This window comes from Serratia sp. X3 (assembly GCF_014982455.1).
Taxonomy (GTDB): domain Bacteria; phylum Pseudomonadota; class Gammaproteobacteria; order Enterobacterales; family Enterobacteriaceae; genus Serratia; species Serratia ureilytica.
In genome coordinates this window covers 369,729-384,308 of the sequence record NZ_JADCNB010000002.1, presented here as the reverse complement: position 1 = coordinate 384,308, position 14,580 = coordinate 369,729, and the positions used below count along the sequence as shown (strand labels likewise).

The window sequence follows — 14,580 nt, the reverse complement described above, 5'->3', positions numbered from 1 at the left end:
GGGCGCCGGCGGGGGGATAGCGCTAAAAGGTAAGCATTTATAACAAATCGCCCCCGGCCGCGCGGCGAGGGGCATGGCGGGTCAGATAGGATAAAACTGATAATGCGTGGCGCTGCGGTAGCGGCTCCCCGGCTGCAGCCAGCAATCCGGCTGCGGCCACTCGGGATGGTGCGGGCTGTCCGGCAAAAACTCGCTTTCCAGCGCCACGCCGGCATGGTTGGCATAGCTGCCGCCGTCGCGCGCCGGCGTGCCGGCCAGAAAATTGCCGCTGTAGAGTTGCAGCGCAGGCGCGTCGGTGAACACGCTCATTTGCACCTGCCCGTCGGCGGACCACAAATGGGCCGCCGGGCTTTCCAGCGCGCCGCAGATGCGGTGCAACAGAAAGGCGTGATCGTAACCGTTGACCCGCTGTTGGTCGCGATCGCGCAGGAAATCCTGCAGCAGCGTTTTCGGTTGACGAAAATCCATGCCGCTGCTGCCCACCGGCGTCAGCTCGGCGCAGGGAATGCCCTCGGCGTCGACGGGCAGATAGCGATCGGCGAACAGCTGCAGCCGTTGGGCGCGGGCGTCGGTGCCGGGGCCGTCCAGATTGAAATAGGCGTGGTTGGTCAGGTTGACCGGGCAGGGGCGATCGACCTGCGCCAGATAGCTGATTTCCAGACGATTATCGGGGGTCAGGCGGTAGCAAATCTGCACGTCGAGATTGCCGGGGAAGCCCTGATCGCCATCCGCTGAATGCAGCGCATAGCAGACCTGTTGCGTATCCTGCTGTATCCGGCGCCAGCGGCGGGCATGAAAACCGTCGGGGCCGCCGTGCAACTGGTGCGCGCCCTGATTGGCGAGCAGCGCATGGGATTTACCGTCGATGGGCAGGCTGGCATTGGCGATGCGGTTGGCGTAACGGCCGACGGTGGCGCCCAGATAGGCGCCCTGACGTTGATAGTCCGCGGCGCTGCGGCAGCCGAGCAGCAGCTCGCGTTTTTCGCCGGATGTGAGCGGCAATACCGCGGACAACCAGGTGGCGCCCCAGTCCATCAGGGTGACGGTCATGCCGCCGGCGTTTTGCAGCCGCGTCAGCTGGTAAGGCTGCCCATCGGGCGCCGCTTCCGTGCTCACCGTCAGCATGTGCCGGCCCCCTGCGAAGCCTGGCAGACGTAAAACGTTTCCCGCAATCCGCCGGTTTGCAGCGGATACTCGTGCGCCACGGCGGCGCGCACCGTTTCCACGAGGTCCTGCGGCATCAGCGCGACGATGCAGCCGCCAAAGCCGCCTCCGGTCATGCGCACGCCGCCGCGCGGGCCGAGGATCGCTTTGACAATCTCGACCAACCGATCGATTGGCGGCACGGTGATTTCGAAGTCGTCACGCATCGAGGCGTGGGACTCCGCCATCAGCCGGCCCATGCGTTGCAGATCGCCGGCCGCCAGCGCATCGGCCGCCGCCAGCGTGCGGGCATTCTCGCTGATGACATGGCGCGCGCGTTTGGCCACCAACGGATCCAACTCATGTTGACGCGCTGCAAACTGTTCGGGGCTGACGTCGCGCAGCGCCTTGACGCCAAAGAAACGCGCCGCTTCTTCGCACTGTTTGCGGCGGGTGTTGTATTCGCTGTCCACCAGCCCGCGTTGCACATTGGAGTTGATGATCACCACCGCCACGCTGTCCGGCATCGGCACCGCGCGGGTCTCCAGCGAGCGGCAGTCGATCAGCAGAGCGCTGTCGCGCCGGCCGAGCGCGGAGATCAGCTGGTCCATGATGCCGCAGTTGCAACCGACGAATTGGTTCTCCGCCTCCTGGCCGTTCAGCGCCAGCGCCACGCCGTCCAGCGGCAGCTGATAGAGCGCCTGCAGCGCCTGGCCCACCGCCACTTCCAGCGCGGCGGAGGAGCTGAGCCCCGCGCCCTGCGGCACATTGCCGGCGATCACCAGATCCGCGCCGCCGAAATCGGCGTTACGGCGCTGAAGGTGCTTCACCACGCCGCGGACATAGTCGGACCAGCGCTGGTCGGGATGGCTGACGATCGGATCGTCGAGCGAGAATTGATCCTGCTGATTCTGATAATCGGCGGCCAGCACGCGGATCTGGCGGTCGTCGCGCTTGGCGCAGGCGATAACGGTTTGGTAATCAATGGCGCAGGGCAGCACGAAGCCGTCATTGTAATCGGTGTGCTCGCCGATCAGGTTCACCCGCCCCGGCGCCTGGATGGTCAACGCCGGCGCATAGCCGAAGTGTTTGGTAAACAGGGAATGGGTAAGCGGTTTCAGGCTCATGCTTGGGCTCCGGCTTCACGGTAATGAATATCGCTGACGGCGCGCAGACGCTCTGCGGCCTGTTCGGCGGTCAGGTCACGCTGGGTTTCCGCCAGCATCTCGTAACCGACCATAAATTTGCGCACGCTGGCTGAGCGCAGCAGCGGCGGATAGAAATGGGCGTGCAGCTGCCAGTGCCGGTTGTCGGCGCCGTTGAACGGCGCGCCGTGCCATCCCATCGAATAGGGGAACGAGCACCGGAACAGGTTGTCGTAGCGGCTGGTCAGCTTCTTCAGCGCCAGCGCCAGATCGCGGCTCTGCGCCGCGCTGAGATCGGTGATGCGCTGCACCGCCGTTTTCGGCAGCAGCAGCGTTTCAAACGGCCAGGCGGCCCAGTAGGGCACCACCGCCAGCCAGTGTTCGGTGTTCACCACGATGCGTTCGCCTGCGGCCAGCTCGCGCTGCGCATAGTCCAGCAGCAGCGGGGAGGCATGTTCCCGGAAATAGTCGTGTTGCAGGCGATCTTCGCGTTCGGCCTCGTTCGGCAGAAAACTGTTGGCCCAGACCTGCCCGTGCGGGTGCGGGTTGGAGCAGCCCATCGCCGCGCCTTTGTTTTCGAACAGTTGCACCCAGGGGTAATGCTTGCCCAGCTCCTCGGTTTGCGCCTGCCAGGCGGCGACCACCTGCTCCAGCGCCGGCAGCGTCAGTTCGGGCAGGGTTTTGCTGTGATCGGGAGAGAAGCAGATAACCCGGCTGACGCCGCGCGCGCTCTGGCTGCGCATCAACGGATCGTGGCTGTCGGGCGCCGGCGGCGTATCGCTCATCAGCGCGGCGAAATCGTTGGTAAAGACATAGGTGCCGCGATATTCCGGATTGCGATCGCCGGTGACGCGCGCGTTGCCCGGGCACAGGAAACAGTCGGGATCGTGCGTCGGCAGCGTTGCCGTGGGGACGCTCTCCTGTTGGCCCTGCCAGGGGCGCTTGGCGCGGTGCGGTGAGACCAGCACCCACTGGCCGCTCAGCGGGTTAAAGCGGCGGTGTGGATGGTCGATAGGGTTAAATTCCGTCATACGGTTCCTTTCTTGGCGTCGACGAGGGTGTAATCGCTTCCAATTACCGTCTTGATACGCCCATTGCTGAACAGGGAGTGGTCAATGCGCAAAAAGATAGCATGGCTACAGCGATAAAAAGGTGATCCAACGCGAAAAATGGAATCGTTTACACTTCGGTGAAAAGTACCGGAAAGGCGGTGTAAAGCAGCGTGCAAAACGGTTGATGGCGGGGCGGTGAGGCGCTTGTGATAACGTTTTCATCCAGCCAACCGGCAGAGAAGCGCTCTCTGCCGGCGTCAGAGGTTAGGGATGCTGATACAGTGGGTAGGTGAAGAACAGCAGATGGGTCAGATTCAGTCCGAAATGGAACAGAATCGGCACCCACAGACGGCCGCTCCACATCCACGCCAGACCGTAGATCACCCCGGCGAGGGTCGCGAAGATCACCATCAGCATGCCGCCCGCCAGATGCGCGGCGCCGAACACCAGGGAGGCGACGATCAGCGCCGGCCAGGCCCCCAGCCACTGGCTGAGGCGCTGCTGCAGGTAGCCGCGAAACAGCGCTTCTTCGGCCATGCAGACGAAGAACAGGTTCGCCATGACGAAGGGCAGGATCCAGGCGGGCGCATGCAGCTCGATTTTTAATCCGCCCAGCGCCACCGCCAGCAGCAACAGCGCCGGCACGGCCAGCAGCAACGCAATCCAGCCCGCCTTGCCGCCGTTGCCGCCGCGTTCGGCGGAAAACAATGTGGGCAAGCAGGCGAACAGCAGGAACGGCACCATCGCCTTGTCGAAGTTGTAATACATGGTGAACGGCGCGCTGAGCGGGCCGGCCTTTTCGCCGTCGATCATCAGCTGGTTGTGGATGCCAGGCACCAGATGCAAGAACAGCGCCACGCAACCGGCGATCACCAACCCTTCGAGCGCGATCGCCAGATTACGCTGCGCGCGAAAATAATGACGCAGACCCGCCAGCGCCACGATGGCCAACAGGCAACCCAGGCTGAGCGGCGTCAGCACCCCATGATAAAGCCCCATGCCCGCCGAGGCGGCCAGGATCACCCAGGCTATCAGCCGGTTAAACGGCAAGAAAAATAACGAAGCAGCCAGTACGCCCCACATAATATATCCCTTTAAATATGTACACGGCGCTCAGCGCCTTTGCGGCGTGCGATGATGGCGAAATTGAGCGCTAAAGCGGATAGTAGCACACCAGAATGACGCTAAAGGTCGGGGCAGTGATGGATTTGTGCATGATGCCGGCCGACACAACCGGCGGCGATGCGGGTTAGCTTCTCATCCAGGCCTGCGAACGGGTGATTTCGGCCAGATTTTGCAGGGTATCCAGACTCTGCTGGTGGATCTCCTGCGTAGGGGCTGCGCACAGATCGTGCAATACGGTCACCTGAAAGCCGGCGTCGTGCGCCTGACGCGCGGTGCTTTCTATGGCGAGCGGCGTGCTGATGCCCGCCAGCAGCAAATGGTGGCACCGATGTTGCCGCAGCCAGGCTAACAAATTGTTACCGGAGAAGGCGCTAACCGCCGTTTTTTCAAACTGCAGATCGGTCTCTTCCTGATGCAGTTCGGGCATCCAGCGGCAGCCCGGGCCGTTTAACCGCAGCGCGCCGATCTGCTTGAGATGGTTGAACAGCGGCGAGTGAGGCGGGATGTCATGATAATCGTCGGCGAATCCCACCCGCACCCAAATTACCGGGATTTTTCGCACCCGCGCGTAGGCCGCGGCGGCATTGACGTTGGCGAGCAGGTGGGTCGCCGCCACCTGTTCACGGCAGTGGTTGGCGCGGCCTTTGGGCCCGATAAGATCCTCGATCAGGTCGATGATAATCAACGCAGCGGACATGGCGTCTCCAGAAAATGGCCTTCTTTCTTTCTATGATAAAAGGCCAAATGTGATGTGCTGCGGTGAAGTGTTGCCGGATATGTTTACGCCGCGTTTCAGGCGGAGGCCGCTTCCAGCCGCTGGTGTTGATAGCCGTAGCCGTCCTGGCCGTCGGGCACGAAGCTGAGGCGGTGGGTGATGCACTGCGGCGCATCTTCGGCATGGTGCGAAACGAACAGCAGCTGGGTGGCGCCCTGGCCGATCAGCACGTCGATGAAGCGGCGCACCAGCTGGCGATTGAGCGGATCCAACCCTTGCAGCGGCTCGTCGAGGATCAGCAGCGCCGGGTGTTTCACCAGCGCGCGGGCGATGAGCGCCAACCGCTGTTGGCCCCAGGAAAGGCTGTGGAACGGGGCGTCACCGTGGGCGCCGTCGAGCCCGAGCAGCGCCAGCCATTGCTCGGTCAGCTGCCGCTGGCGATCCGAGACCGCCTGATAAATGCCGATAGAATCGAAGAACCCCGACAGCACCACGTTGCGCACGCTGGTGTTGACGCGATAATCCAGATGCAGGCTGCTGCTGACGTAGCCGATATGGCGTTTGATTTCCCAGATGGTTTCCCCGCTGCCGCGGCGGCGGCCGAACAGTGTCAGATCGTTGCTGTAACCCTGCGGGTGATCGCCGGTGATCAAACTGAGCAGGGTGGATTTGCCGGCGCCGTTCGGGCCGACGATCTGCCAGTGTTCACCGGGGTTAACCTGCCAGTCGAGATGATTGAGGATCGGCCGCTCGTTATAGCTGACCACGCCGTCACGCAGGACGATCAGCGGACGATCCGCCGGCAGGGCCACTTTATGCGCCGGATCCTCCGTTTCCGGCAGCGCCAGCCCGCTGAGGTTTTCGCTGTGCGCCAGCTGCGCCACCAGCGCGTCCGCCATCACCTGGCTGCGCGGCCCGCGGTTGGTCAGGGTGCAGTCCGCCAGCACGCCCACCTGCCGGACAAAATCCGGTATTTCGTCGAAACGGTTGAGCACCAGCACCACGGTCTGCCCCTGGGCGGAAAGCTCGCTCAGCAGCGCGGCGAGCTGCGTGCGCGAGTGAACGTCCAGCCCGTCGAAGGGTTCGTCGAGGATCAGCAGGTCGGGCTGCGGCATCAGCGCGCGGCACAGCAGGGTTTTGCGCGTTTCGCCGGTAGACAGGTATTTGAAGCGGCGCGTCAGCAGGGCGGTGATGCCGAACTGCGCGGCCAGTCGCTCACAGCGTGCGGCGTCTTTCACCTCTTCCTGAATGATCTCCGCCGCGGTGCGGCCGGTGTCGTCTTCGTCCGCGCTGAGCAGATCGGTATTGTTGCGTTGCCACTCGTCGCTGACCATCTTTTGCAACTGTTCGAAGGAGATGCGCACCGCATGCTGAAAATCGCTGCGGCGTTCGCCGCGCAGCAGAACCAGTTCGTCGGCCAACGCGCGCGCCAGGGCGGATTTGCCGCTGCCGTTGGCGCCGACGAAGGCCCAGCTTTCACCGGCCTGGATCGCCAGCGCTTCCAGCGTCAGGGTGCGGGTATCGCTCAAGCGGAATGAACCTTGCGAAATGTGCAACGACGACATCACCTGTTCCTTTTTTTGCAATTATTTGCCTTAGAAATAGGCGCATTGCAGGGGGATGTCAATCAACAAAAACGCAACATCACGTTGCGCTTAACACAACGTGGCGACAATCACCCGATCGGCGTTGAACAAGGCGTGTACGGCGTCGCCGACGCTCAGCTGCAGGCGCTGCAGCTCTGCCGTCGTCAGGGTCGCGCACAGGGTTTCGCCGCCCGCCAGCGTCACCAGCACCTCGCTGTGTTCGGCGCCCGGCTGAATGCCGGCCACCACGCCCGCCAGCGCATTATCCGCGTCGGCGTTATCGGCCGCATTGACGCTCAGACGCACCCAGGGCGCCTTGATCAGCGCCAGCACCTCTTTGCCGGGCGTCAGTTGCAGCCGATCGGCGCTTTGCTGGGTAATGGCCGCCGTCAGGCGAGTGCTGCCGTCGTTCAGCAGGATCGCCAGATGCTGCTGTACCTGTTGGTGGTCGCGTTCGATCACTGTGCCGAAAAACTGATTGCGCGCGCTGGTTTGCAGCGAGAAGCGCGAGATGGCCGCCAGCAGGCTGTCGAGCGGCAGATCGTCCTGCTGCAGCACGTCGAAGGCTTTTTGCTGCACCTGGCCCAGCAGATCGTACAGCTGGATTAGCCGTTGGCCGTAGTGCGTCAGATGCGCGCCGCCGCCGCCTTTGCCGCCGGTGGCGCGTTCCACCACCGTTTGTTCCGCCAGTTGGTTCATCTCATTGATGGCGTCCCAGGCGCTTTTGTAGCTGATGCCCGCCAGTTTGGCGCCCTGGCTGATGGAGCCGGTGTGCTGCACCTGTTTCAGCAGCGCGATGCGGCGCGGATCGGCGAACAGCTTTTGCTGGAGTTTAAGAGTCAGAAGAATTTCGGCCTGCATAAGCGCATCCTGTCGGCGGCAAAAATCGTATTGTCGCCGATTTGGCGGCAAAGCGCCAAAGGGCACGTTTGGCCGATCACAATTTTGCCTCGCTGGCTAAAATAACTCCGATTTTAGCGATTTTTTGGGTTAGAATAACCCGATATGCGGTGAAAGGCATTTGCCGCTCAATGGGCAGTTAAGCGAGGCTATCATGTTGGAATTATTGAAAAGTCTGTTATTCGCCGTGGTGATGGTGCCGGTGGTCATGGCGCTCATTCTCGGCTTGATCTACGGTTTTGGCGAAGTGTTCAACGTCTTCTCCAAAGTGGGCCGTTCGAAAGAAAACCGCACCCAGCACTGACCGTTCCCCATCCCGATACCCGTCGGCATCGCCCGGCGGGCATTCCTCAAGTTATCTCACGCTTTGCCGATAAACCGCATGACAAGCTTTCGCGCAACGTTATATTATTTTTTATATAACGAAGAGTGATAATGCACGTTAACTTGCGGAGAAAAACAATGAAACAGCAATGGACCAAATGGGTTGGCGGGATCGTGTTGGCATCGGGCCTGGTGGCTCAGGCCTCGGCGGCGGAAAAGATCACCGTGTTCGCCGCCGCGTCGCTGACCAACGCGCTGCAGGACATCGCCACCCAATATCAAAAAGGCAAGGACGTGCAGGTGGTTTCCTCCTTCGCGTCGTCCTCGACGCTGGCGCGCCAAATTGAGCAGGGCGCCCCGGCCGATCTGTTTATCTCCGCCGATCAACAGTGGATGGATTACGCCATCGACAAACAGCAGATGGTAAAAGACACCCGCTATACGCTGCTGGGCAACGAACTGGTGCTGATCGCCGCCAGGAACGATAAACAAGACAAGATCGCCATCGACAAGCAGACCGATTGGGCCATGCTGCTGAACGGTGGCCGCCTGGCGGTGGGCGATCCGGATCACGTGCCGGCCGGCATCTACGCCAAAGAGGCGCTGGAGCATCTGGGCGCCTGGCGCGCGCTGGAGCCTAAACTGGCGCGCGCCAACAATGTGCGCAGCGCGATGGCGTTGGTGGAGCGCGGTGAAGCGCCGCTCGGCATCGTTTACGGTTCCGACGCGGTCGCCAGCGACAAGGTGAAAGTGGTGGGCGTGTTCCCGGAAGACAGCCACAAACCGGTTGAATATCCGATGGCGATTGTGAAAGATCGTCAAAATCCGACGGTCAGCGCTTTCTATACCTATTTGAAGAGCCCGGAAGCGGCCGCTATTTTCGAACATTATGGATTCACCCCGCGTAAATGATTCTGAGCGAGTACGAGTGGCAGGCGGTTGAGCTGAGCCTGAAAGTTTCCGGTTTGGCGGTAGTCTGCAGCCTGCCGTTCGGCATTCTGATGGCCTGGGTGCTGGTGCGCTGCCGTTTTCCCGGCAAGGCGCTGCTCGATGGCGTCATTCACCTGCCGCTGGTGCTGCCGCCGGTGGTGGTCGGTTATTTGCTGCTGATCGCCATGGGGCGGCGCGGCGTCATCGGCGAGCGGCTGTACGATTGGTTCGGCTTCAGCTTCAGCTTTAGCTGGCGCGGCGCCGCGCTGGCGTCGGCGGTGGTGGCGTTTCCGCTGATGGTGCGCGCCATTCGGCTGGCGCTGGAGGCGGTGGATACCCGGCTGGAGCAGGCGGCGCGCACGCTGGGCGCCAATCCGTGGCGGGTATTTTTCACCATCACGCTGCCGCTGTCGCTGCCCGGCGTCATTGTCGGCGTGGTGCTGGCCTTCGCCCGTTCGCTGGGGGAGTTTGGCGCCACCATCACCTTCGTCTCCAACATTCCCGGGGAAACTCGCACCATTCCGCTGGCGATGTATACGCTGATTGAAACGCCGGGTGCGGAGGCCGCCGCCGCGCGTCTGTGCGTGATCGCCATCGTGCTGTCGCTGGCTTCGCTGATGGTGTCCGAATGGCTGGCCCGCTGGGGCCGCAAACGGATGGGGGTGTAAATGCTGGAGCTGGATTTCTCGCAGCAGCTGGGCGACCTCAATCTCAACGTCCGCGCCGATTTGCCGGCGCAGGGCATCACCGCGATTTTCGGCCTGTCCGGCGCAGGCAAAACTTCATTGATCAACGCCATCGGCGGCCTGACTCGCCTGCAGCAGGGGCGCATCGCGCTCAATGGTCGCACGCTGGTGGATACCGCCGCGGGCCTCTGCCTGCCGCCGGAAAAGCGCCGTATCGGCTATGTGTTTCAGGATGCGCGGCTGTTCCCGCATTATCGGGTGCGCGGCAACCTGCAGTACGGCATGGCGGCCGGCATGCGCGCGCAGTTCAATACCATCGTCGAGCTGCTGGGCATCGGGCCGCTGCTTAATCGGCTGCCGCTGACGCTCTCCGGCGGTGAAAAACAGCGGGTGGCGATCGGCCGCGCGCTGCTGACGGCGCCGGAACTGCTGCTGATGGACGAACCGCTGGCCTCGCTCGATCTGCCGCGCAAACGCGAGCTGCTGCCGTATCTGGAGCGGTTGGCGCAGGACGTGAACATCCCCATCCTCTATGTCAGCCACAGCCTGGACGAGATCCTGCGCCTGGCCGAGCAGGTATTGGTGCTGGATCGCGGCGAGGTGCGCGCGTTCGGCGGGCTGGAAGCCGTCTGGGCCAGCAGCGCGCTGCGGCCGTGGCTGCAACGTGAAGATCAGAGCAGCGTGCTGCGCGTCAGCGTGATTGAGCATCATCAACGTTATGCCATGACCGCGCTGGCGCTCGGCGATCAGCGGCTGTGGGTCAGCGGCATCGACGCCGAGTTGGGCACTCAGCTGCGCATTCGCATCAATGCCGCCGACGTCTCGTTGGTGCTGCAGCCGCCGGTCAACAGCAGCATTCGCAACGTCTTGCCGGCCAAGGTCAGCGAGTGTCTGGACGTGGACGGGCAGGTGGAAGTGAAGCTGGCGGTCGGGGAACACGTGCTGTGGGCGCGCATCACGCCCTGGGCGCGAGACGAACTGGCGATCCGCCCCGGGCAGTGGCTGTACGCGCAGGTGAAAAGCGTGTCGATCAGCCGCGAGAGCCGTTAAGGCGGGCCCTCCCGGCGGGAGGGCGAAAAGACTACAGCACGCGGGTGCGGATCACCTCGGCGATGCCCGGTTGCAGGTTATCGGCGATCACCAGATCGGCGCGTTCCTTGATCGCGTCATCGGCGTTGCCCATCGCCACGCCCAAACCGACCGCTTCCAGCATGCTGATGTCGTTGTAGTTGTCGCCGAACGCCACCACCTGATCCATGCTCAGCCCCTGCGACTCCACCCATTGGCGCAGGCGTTTGCCTTTGCTGTTGCCGCCTTTGGCGATATCCACCTGATCGTGCCAGGACCATTCGCACGCCAGCCCCAGCTCTTTTTCCACCGTGTCGGCAAACTCGCGCAGCGCCGGAATATCGGCGTGCGAGGTGGCGAATTTCCAGATCGCCTGCGCGTCGTCGGCCGCCTGCGCCAGGCTGCCGACCTGCAGCAGCGTCGGGCGCTGCGCCGCAGGCAGGGTTTCGGCCCAGGCCAGCGAGCGAATCACGTGGCCGCTCGGTTCCTGATACAGCATGGCGTCGTCAACGTACATCAACCCGTGAATGTCGGTCTGTTTGAGCATCTGCAGCACCTGTTTGGCCTGCTCCTTCGCCAAGGGATCGGCGGCCAGCACCTTTTTCTGCTGAAAATCATACAGGTAAGTGCCGTTGCAGCAGATGGCCGGTGTGTCAATCTGTAGCGCCTGGTAGAACGGATGGATGGCGACGTGATGGCGGCCGGTGACCACCACCACCTGGACGCCGGCGGCGCGCGCCTGCGCCAGCGCTTCCAGCGACTGCGGTAAGATGCGTTTTTGATTGTCCAGCAGGGTGCCGTCAAGATCGAGGGCGATGACGCGGTAGCTCATAGGGTTCTCGTTATCGTTAGCCATAAAATTAATCCGATGGTACACCGGATAGCCAATGGAGAAAACCGCGTGTGCTTCCGGTGCTAAGCAGGGTTGCCATGCGACGGATGTGCGGTAAGCTAGGGACAATCGAACGGCCTGAAACCGGTTCCTCTTTTACCCTTTGCAAGGAGAACACATGAAGCAAATCGTTTATGTCGCCAGCCCGGAGAGCCAGCAGATCCACGTCTGGCAGTTGGACGACGCCGGCGCGCTGGCGCTGCTGCAAACCGTTGACGTGCCGGGCCAGGTGCAGCCGATGACCCTTCATCCGGACAAGACTCACCTGTACGTCGGCGTGCGTCCGGCGTTCGGCATCGTCAGCTACCGCATCGAGGCGGACGGCACGCTGCAGCAGGCCGGCATGGCGCCGCTGCCGGGCAGCCCGACCCATATCTCCACCGATTTGCAGGGGCGTTACCTGTTCTCCGCTTCCTACAGCGGCAACTGCGCCAGCATCAGCCCGATCGGCCACGACGGCGTGGTCACGGCGCCGATCCAACAGATCGACGGTCTGAACGCGCCGCACTCGGCGAACATCGATCCGACCAACCAGCTGGTGCTGGTGCCGTGCCTGAAAGAAGACCGCATCCGTCTGTTCAACCTGAGCCTGGCGGGCCAGCTGACGCCGCACGCGCAGGACGCGGTGGATATCGCCGCCGGCGCCGGTCCGCGCCATATGGCGTTCCACCACAACGACAAGTTCGCTTACTGCGTCAATGAGCTGAACGGCACGGTGGACGTGCTGGCCATTTCGGAAAACGGCGGCAAATACACCGTGACGCAAACGCTGGATATCATGCCGGACGATTTCGACGGCACCCGCTGGGCGGCGGACATTCATATCACGCCGAACGGCCGCTTCCTGTACACCAGCGATCGCACCGCCAGCATTCTGACCCTCTTCAGCGTCTCCGAAGACGGCGGCACGTTGAGCGTGGTCGGCTATTATCCGACCGAAGCGCAACCGCGCGGTTTCAATATCGATCACAGCGGCCGCTTCGTGATTTCGTCCGGCCAGAAGTCCGATCACATCGCGGTGCATGAAATTGATCAGGCCAGCGGTCAGCTGACTATGTTGGCGCGTTATCCGGTGGGCAAAGGCCCGATGTGGGTAAGCGTGCTGGCGAAGTAATTCGGCGGGCAGAGTGGAAAAGCGCGGTTCGGTTGAGCCGCGCTTTTTTATGGGCGGAGATCAGTTGAACATCACCGTCAGCGTGGCGCTGCCGAGGCTGTGGAAATGCACGTTAAAGCCCACCAATGCGCCGCTGGAACCTTCATCCACCTCAATGCTTTCCACGTCCAGCGCATGCACGGTGAACTGATAGCGGTGGCGTTCGCCATTCGGCGGCGCGGCGCCGCCGTAACCGGCCGAGCCGAAGTCGGTACGGGTTTGCAGCGCGGCGCTCGGCAGCGGCGCTTTGCCGGAGCCTGCGCCCTGCGGCAGCTCGCGCACGTCGGCCGGAATATTGGCCACCACCCAGTGCCACCAGCCGGAGCCGGTCGGGGCATCGGGATCGTACAGGGTGACGACGAAGCTTTTGGTGCAGGCTGGCACGCCGTCCCAGGCCAGGTGCGGCGACAGGTTATCGCCGCGGTAACCCATGCCGTTGAAGACCTGCGTCTGCGGCATTGTGCCGCCGTCCTGCAGATCGTTGCTGTACAAACGAAAAGCCATAATGACTCCCAGTTGTCGATAAACGCGGACCCTTAAGCTAGATCTTTTCGCTGGAACAATACAACCCCTTGCGCCAGCGGTGGACGGTTGATCTCGACGGTGACATGCACCAGTTCAGGATGCGCAGCCAACAGTTGGCGCACACGATCGGCGGTGAGGGCGCGATCGGCGCTGCTCAGGGCGAGGACGCAATGATATTTTCCTTTGCCGATGCGGCCTACATGCAAATCGGTCAGCGTGAGCGCGTGGCCGGAATCGGCCAGGGCCTGGCGGATGTCTTGCGCCACCGGGGCGTCCATTTCGGCATCCAGCAAAATCTTTCCGCTATCGCGCATCAGGCTATAGGCCCAGGCGGCCACCATCGCCGCGCCGACGATGCCCATCAGCGGATCGAGCCAGGCGGCGCCCCAAAGCTTGCCGCCGAACAGCGCGACGAGCGCCAGCACCGAGGTGGCGGCGTCGGCGAGCACGTGAACATAGGCAGAACGCAGGTTGAGGTCATGATGAGTGTCGTCGTGGTCATCCCCGTGATGATGATGGTGGCCGCCGCCGCGCAACAGCCAGGCGCAGAGCAGGTTGACGGCCAGCCCGATCGCGCCGATGGCGATGGCTTCGTTGTAATGAATCGGGCTGGGATTCAGCAGCCGCTGCCCAGACTGAAACAGCATCAGCGCCGCCACCAGCACCAACAACACCGCGCTGGTGTAACCGGCCAGCACTTCGATCTTCCAGGTGCCGAGGCTAAAGCGGCGATCCTTGGCCAGTCGGCGTGCTGCGCCGTAAGCCAGCACCGACAGGCCCAGGGCCAGCGCGTGCGAACTCATGTGCCAGCCGTCGGCCAGCAGCGCCATCGAGTTAAACAGCCAGCCGCCGGCGATCTCGATAGCCATCATACTGGCGGTGAGTATCACCGCCCATCTGGTGTTTCTTTCGGCCAATGGGTTACCATCGTCAAAAACGTGGCTGTGCTCGCGGGGCAAAACGGGCGCGTGAGACGTCATGGTGAAGTTCCTCAGCAAAAGATAGTGTGCTGAAATATACTATACCCCAGTATAGTAAATGACAATCAGGCGGAAATGATGAGCCATACCCACAGAGATCAAAAGAAGCTGTTGGCGCGGGTGCGCCGCATTAAAGGGCAGGCCGAAGCGCTGGAACGCGCGCTGGAGAGCGGCGGCGAATGTTCGGCTGTTCTGCAGCAGATCGCGGCGGTGCGCGGCGCGGTCAACGGTCTGATGGCGCAGGTGCTGGAAGGGCATGTGCGCGAACATCTGGCTGCCGCGGACGCTACGCCGCAGCAGCGCGAGCAGGACATCGAGCAATTGATGACCGTTTTACGTTCTTATATGAAGTAATC

16 protein-coding genes are annotated in these 14,580 nt (G+C 62.5%); 6 read left to right on the top strand and 10 right to left on the bottom strand.

Features of this window, described 5'->3' with window-relative positions; all coding sequences use genetic code 11:
- Positions 1-81: 81 nt before the first annotated feature.
- The 7 genes from galM to modE all read right to left on the bottom strand — a co-directional run bounded on the left by galM (position 82) and on the right by modE (position 7,627).
- Positions 82-1,125: a galactose-1-epimerase gene (gene galM, locus IMX17_RS12155; protein ID WP_182264956.1), complete on the bottom strand. Its 1,044-nt coding sequence runs from the start codon at positions 1,123-1,125 to the stop codon at positions 82-84.
- Positions 1,119-2,270, bottom strand: a complete 1,152-nt coding sequence (gene galK, locus IMX17_RS12150; protein ID WP_182264955.1) for a galactokinase — start codon at positions 2,268-2,270, stop codon at positions 1,119-1,121. The genes galM and galK overlap by 7 nt, the downstream gene beginning before the upstream one ends.
- A complete protein-coding gene (galT, locus tag IMX17_RS12145) occupies positions 2,267-3,319 on the bottom strand; it encodes a galactose-1-phosphate uridylyltransferase (RefSeq protein WP_182264954.1) in 1,053 nt (350 codons plus the stop codon). Before galT ends, galK begins: the two co-directional genes overlap by 4 nt.
- Positions 3,320-3,604: 285 nt before the next feature.
- Positions 3,605-4,423: a CPBP family intramembrane glutamic endopeptidase gene (locus IMX17_RS12140; protein WP_182264953.1), complete on the bottom strand. Its 819-nt coding sequence runs from the start codon at positions 4,421-4,423 to the stop codon at positions 3,605-3,607.
- A 166-nt stretch (positions 4,424-4,589) separates the two neighbouring features.
- Entirely contained in the window at positions 4,590-5,162 is a 573-nt protein-coding gene (locus IMX17_RS12135) for a cysteine hydrolase family protein (RefSeq protein ID WP_182264952.1), read from the bottom strand.
- A gap of 95 nt (positions 5,163-5,257) precedes the next feature.
- A complete protein-coding gene (gene modF, locus IMX17_RS12130) occupies positions 5,258-6,745 on the bottom strand; it encodes a molybdate ABC transporter ATP-binding protein ModF (protein ID WP_182264951.1) in 1,488 nt (495 codons plus the stop codon).
- Between the two features lie 90 nt (positions 6,746-6,835).
- On the bottom strand, positions 6,836-7,627 hold the full coding sequence (gene modE, locus IMX17_RS12125) for a molybdenum-dependent transcriptional regulator (protein ID WP_182264950.1): 792 nt from the start codon (positions 7,625-7,627) through the stop codon (positions 6,836-6,838).
- Positions 7,628-7,820: 193 nt separating this feature from the next.
- On the opposite strand from modE, the gene IMX17_RS12120 reads away from it, so the two are divergent.
- From IMX17_RS12120 to modC, 4 genes are all read left to right on the top strand, one after another.
- Positions 7,821-7,970 carry an AcrZ family multidrug efflux pump-associated protein gene (locus IMX17_RS12120; protein ID WP_004939813.1) on the top strand — a complete coding sequence of 50 codons (150 nt, stop codon included), beginning with the start codon at positions 7,821-7,823 and terminating at the stop codon, positions 7,968-7,970.
- 158 nt (positions 7,971-8,128) lie between these two features.
- Positions 8,129-8,902: a molybdate ABC transporter substrate-binding protein gene (gene modA, locus IMX17_RS12115; RefSeq protein WP_182264949.1), complete on the top strand. Its 774-nt coding sequence runs from the start codon at positions 8,129-8,131 to the stop codon at positions 8,900-8,902.
- Complete coding sequence (gene modB / locus IMX17_RS12110) at positions 8,899-9,588, top strand: molybdate ABC transporter permease subunit (RefSeq protein ID WP_033642225.1); 690 nt, start codon at positions 8,899-8,901, stop codon at positions 9,586-9,588. Before modA ends, modB begins: the two co-directional genes overlap by 4 nt.
- Positions 9,589-10,656 carry a molybdenum ABC transporter ATP-binding protein ModC gene (gene modC, locus IMX17_RS12105; RefSeq protein ID WP_046686592.1) on the top strand — a complete coding sequence of 356 codons (1,068 nt, stop codon included), beginning with the start codon at positions 9,589-9,591 and terminating at the stop codon, positions 10,654-10,656.
- 31 nt (positions 10,657-10,687) lie between these two features.
- Here modC and IMX17_RS12100 read toward each other — a convergent pair whose 3' ends face one another.
- Positions 10,688-11,506, bottom strand: a complete 819-nt coding sequence (locus IMX17_RS12100; protein ID WP_182265127.1) for a pyridoxal phosphatase — start codon at positions 11,504-11,506, stop codon at positions 10,688-10,690.
- A 178-nt stretch (positions 11,507-11,684) separates the two neighbouring features.
- Between IMX17_RS12100 and pgl the strand changes: the two genes are divergently transcribed.
- Complete coding sequence (gene pgl / locus IMX17_RS12095; protein WP_182264948.1) at positions 11,685-12,680, top strand: 6-phosphogluconolactonase; 996 nt, start codon at positions 11,685-11,687, stop codon at positions 12,678-12,680.
- A 60-nt stretch (positions 12,681-12,740) separates the two neighbouring features.
- Here the strand turns inward: pgl and IMX17_RS12090 are convergent, their stop codons facing one another.
- Positions 12,741-13,223, bottom strand: coding sequence for a kinase inhibitor (locus tag IMX17_RS12090; protein WP_046896813.1), 483 nt, complete (start codon positions 13,221-13,223; stop codon positions 12,741-12,743).
- Positions 13,224-13,255: 32 nt separating this feature from the next.
- Positions 13,256-14,224 (bottom strand): CDF family Co(II)/Ni(II) efflux transporter DmeF, encoded by a 969-nt coding sequence (dmeF, locus tag IMX17_RS12085; RefSeq protein WP_072056012.1) that lies wholly within the window; start codon positions 14,222-14,224, stop codon positions 13,256-13,258.
- Positions 14,225-14,302: 78 nt separating this feature from the next.
- Here dmeF and IMX17_RS12080 point away from each other — a divergent pair, with 78 nt between their 5' ends.
- Positions 14,303-14,578: a metal/formaldehyde-sensitive transcriptional repressor gene (locus IMX17_RS12080; protein ID WP_025301915.1), complete on the top strand. Its 276-nt coding sequence runs from the start codon at positions 14,303-14,305 to the stop codon at positions 14,576-14,578.
- Positions 14,579-14,580 lie beyond the last annotated feature (2 nt).

Excerpts from the sequence above, each read along its gene's own strand:
- IMX17_RS12135 (WP_182264952.1), bottom strand. The coding sequence starts at position 5,162 with ATGTCCGCTGCGTTGATTATCATCGACCTGATCGAGGATCTTATCGGG.
- IMX17_RS12120 (WP_004939813.1), top strand. The coding sequence starts at position 7,821 with ATGTTGGAATTATTGAAAAGTCTGTTATTCGCCGTGGTGATGGTGCCG.
- galT (WP_182264954.1), bottom strand. The coding sequence starts at position 3,319 with ATGACGGAATTTAACCCTATCGACCATCCACACCGCCGCTTTAACCCG.
- galM (WP_182264956.1), bottom strand. The coding sequence starts at position 1,125 with ATGCTGACGGTGAGCACGGAAGCGGCGCCCGATGGGCAGCCTTACCAG.
- modA (WP_182264949.1), top strand. The coding sequence starts at position 8,129 with ATGAAACAGCAATGGACCAAATGGGTTGGCGGGATCGTGTTGGCATCG.
- modB (WP_033642225.1), top strand. The coding sequence starts at position 8,899 with ATGATTCTGAGCGAGTACGAGTGGCAGGCGGTTGAGCTGAGCCTGAAA.
- dmeF (WP_072056012.1), bottom strand. The coding sequence starts at position 14,224 with ATGACGTCTCACGCGCCCGTTTTGCCCCGCGAGCACAGCCACGTTTTT.
- IMX17_RS12100 (WP_182265127.1), bottom strand. The coding sequence starts at position 11,506 with ATGAGCTACCGCGTCATCGCCCTCGATCTTGACGGCACCCTGCTGGAC.
- IMX17_RS12140 (WP_182264953.1), bottom strand. The coding sequence starts at position 4,423 with ATGTGGGGCGTACTGGCTGCTTCGTTATTTTTCTTGCCGTTTAACCGG.
- IMX17_RS12090 (WP_046896813.1), bottom strand. The coding sequence starts at position 13,223 with ATGGCTTTTCGTTTGTACAGCAACGATCTGCAGGACGGCGGCACAATG.
- pgl (WP_182264948.1), top strand. The coding sequence starts at position 11,685 with ATGAAGCAAATCGTTTATGTCGCCAGCCCGGAGAGCCAGCAGATCCAC.
- modE (WP_182264950.1), bottom strand. The coding sequence starts at position 7,627 with ATGCAGGCCGAAATTCTTCTGACTCTTAAACTCCAGCAAAAGCTGTTC.
- modC (WP_046686592.1), top strand. The coding sequence starts at position 9,589 with ATGCTGGAGCTGGATTTCTCGCAGCAGCTGGGCGACCTCAATCTCAAC.
- IMX17_RS12080 (WP_025301915.1), top strand. The coding sequence starts at position 14,303 with ATGAGCCATACCCACAGAGATCAAAAGAAGCTGTTGGCGCGGGTGCGC.
- modF (WP_182264951.1), bottom strand. The coding sequence starts at position 6,745 with ATGTCGTCGTTGCACATTTCGCAAGGTTCATTCCGCTTGAGCGATACC.
- galK (WP_182264955.1), bottom strand. The coding sequence starts at position 2,270 with ATGAGCCTGAAACCGCTTACCCATTCCCTGTTTACCAAACACTTCGGC.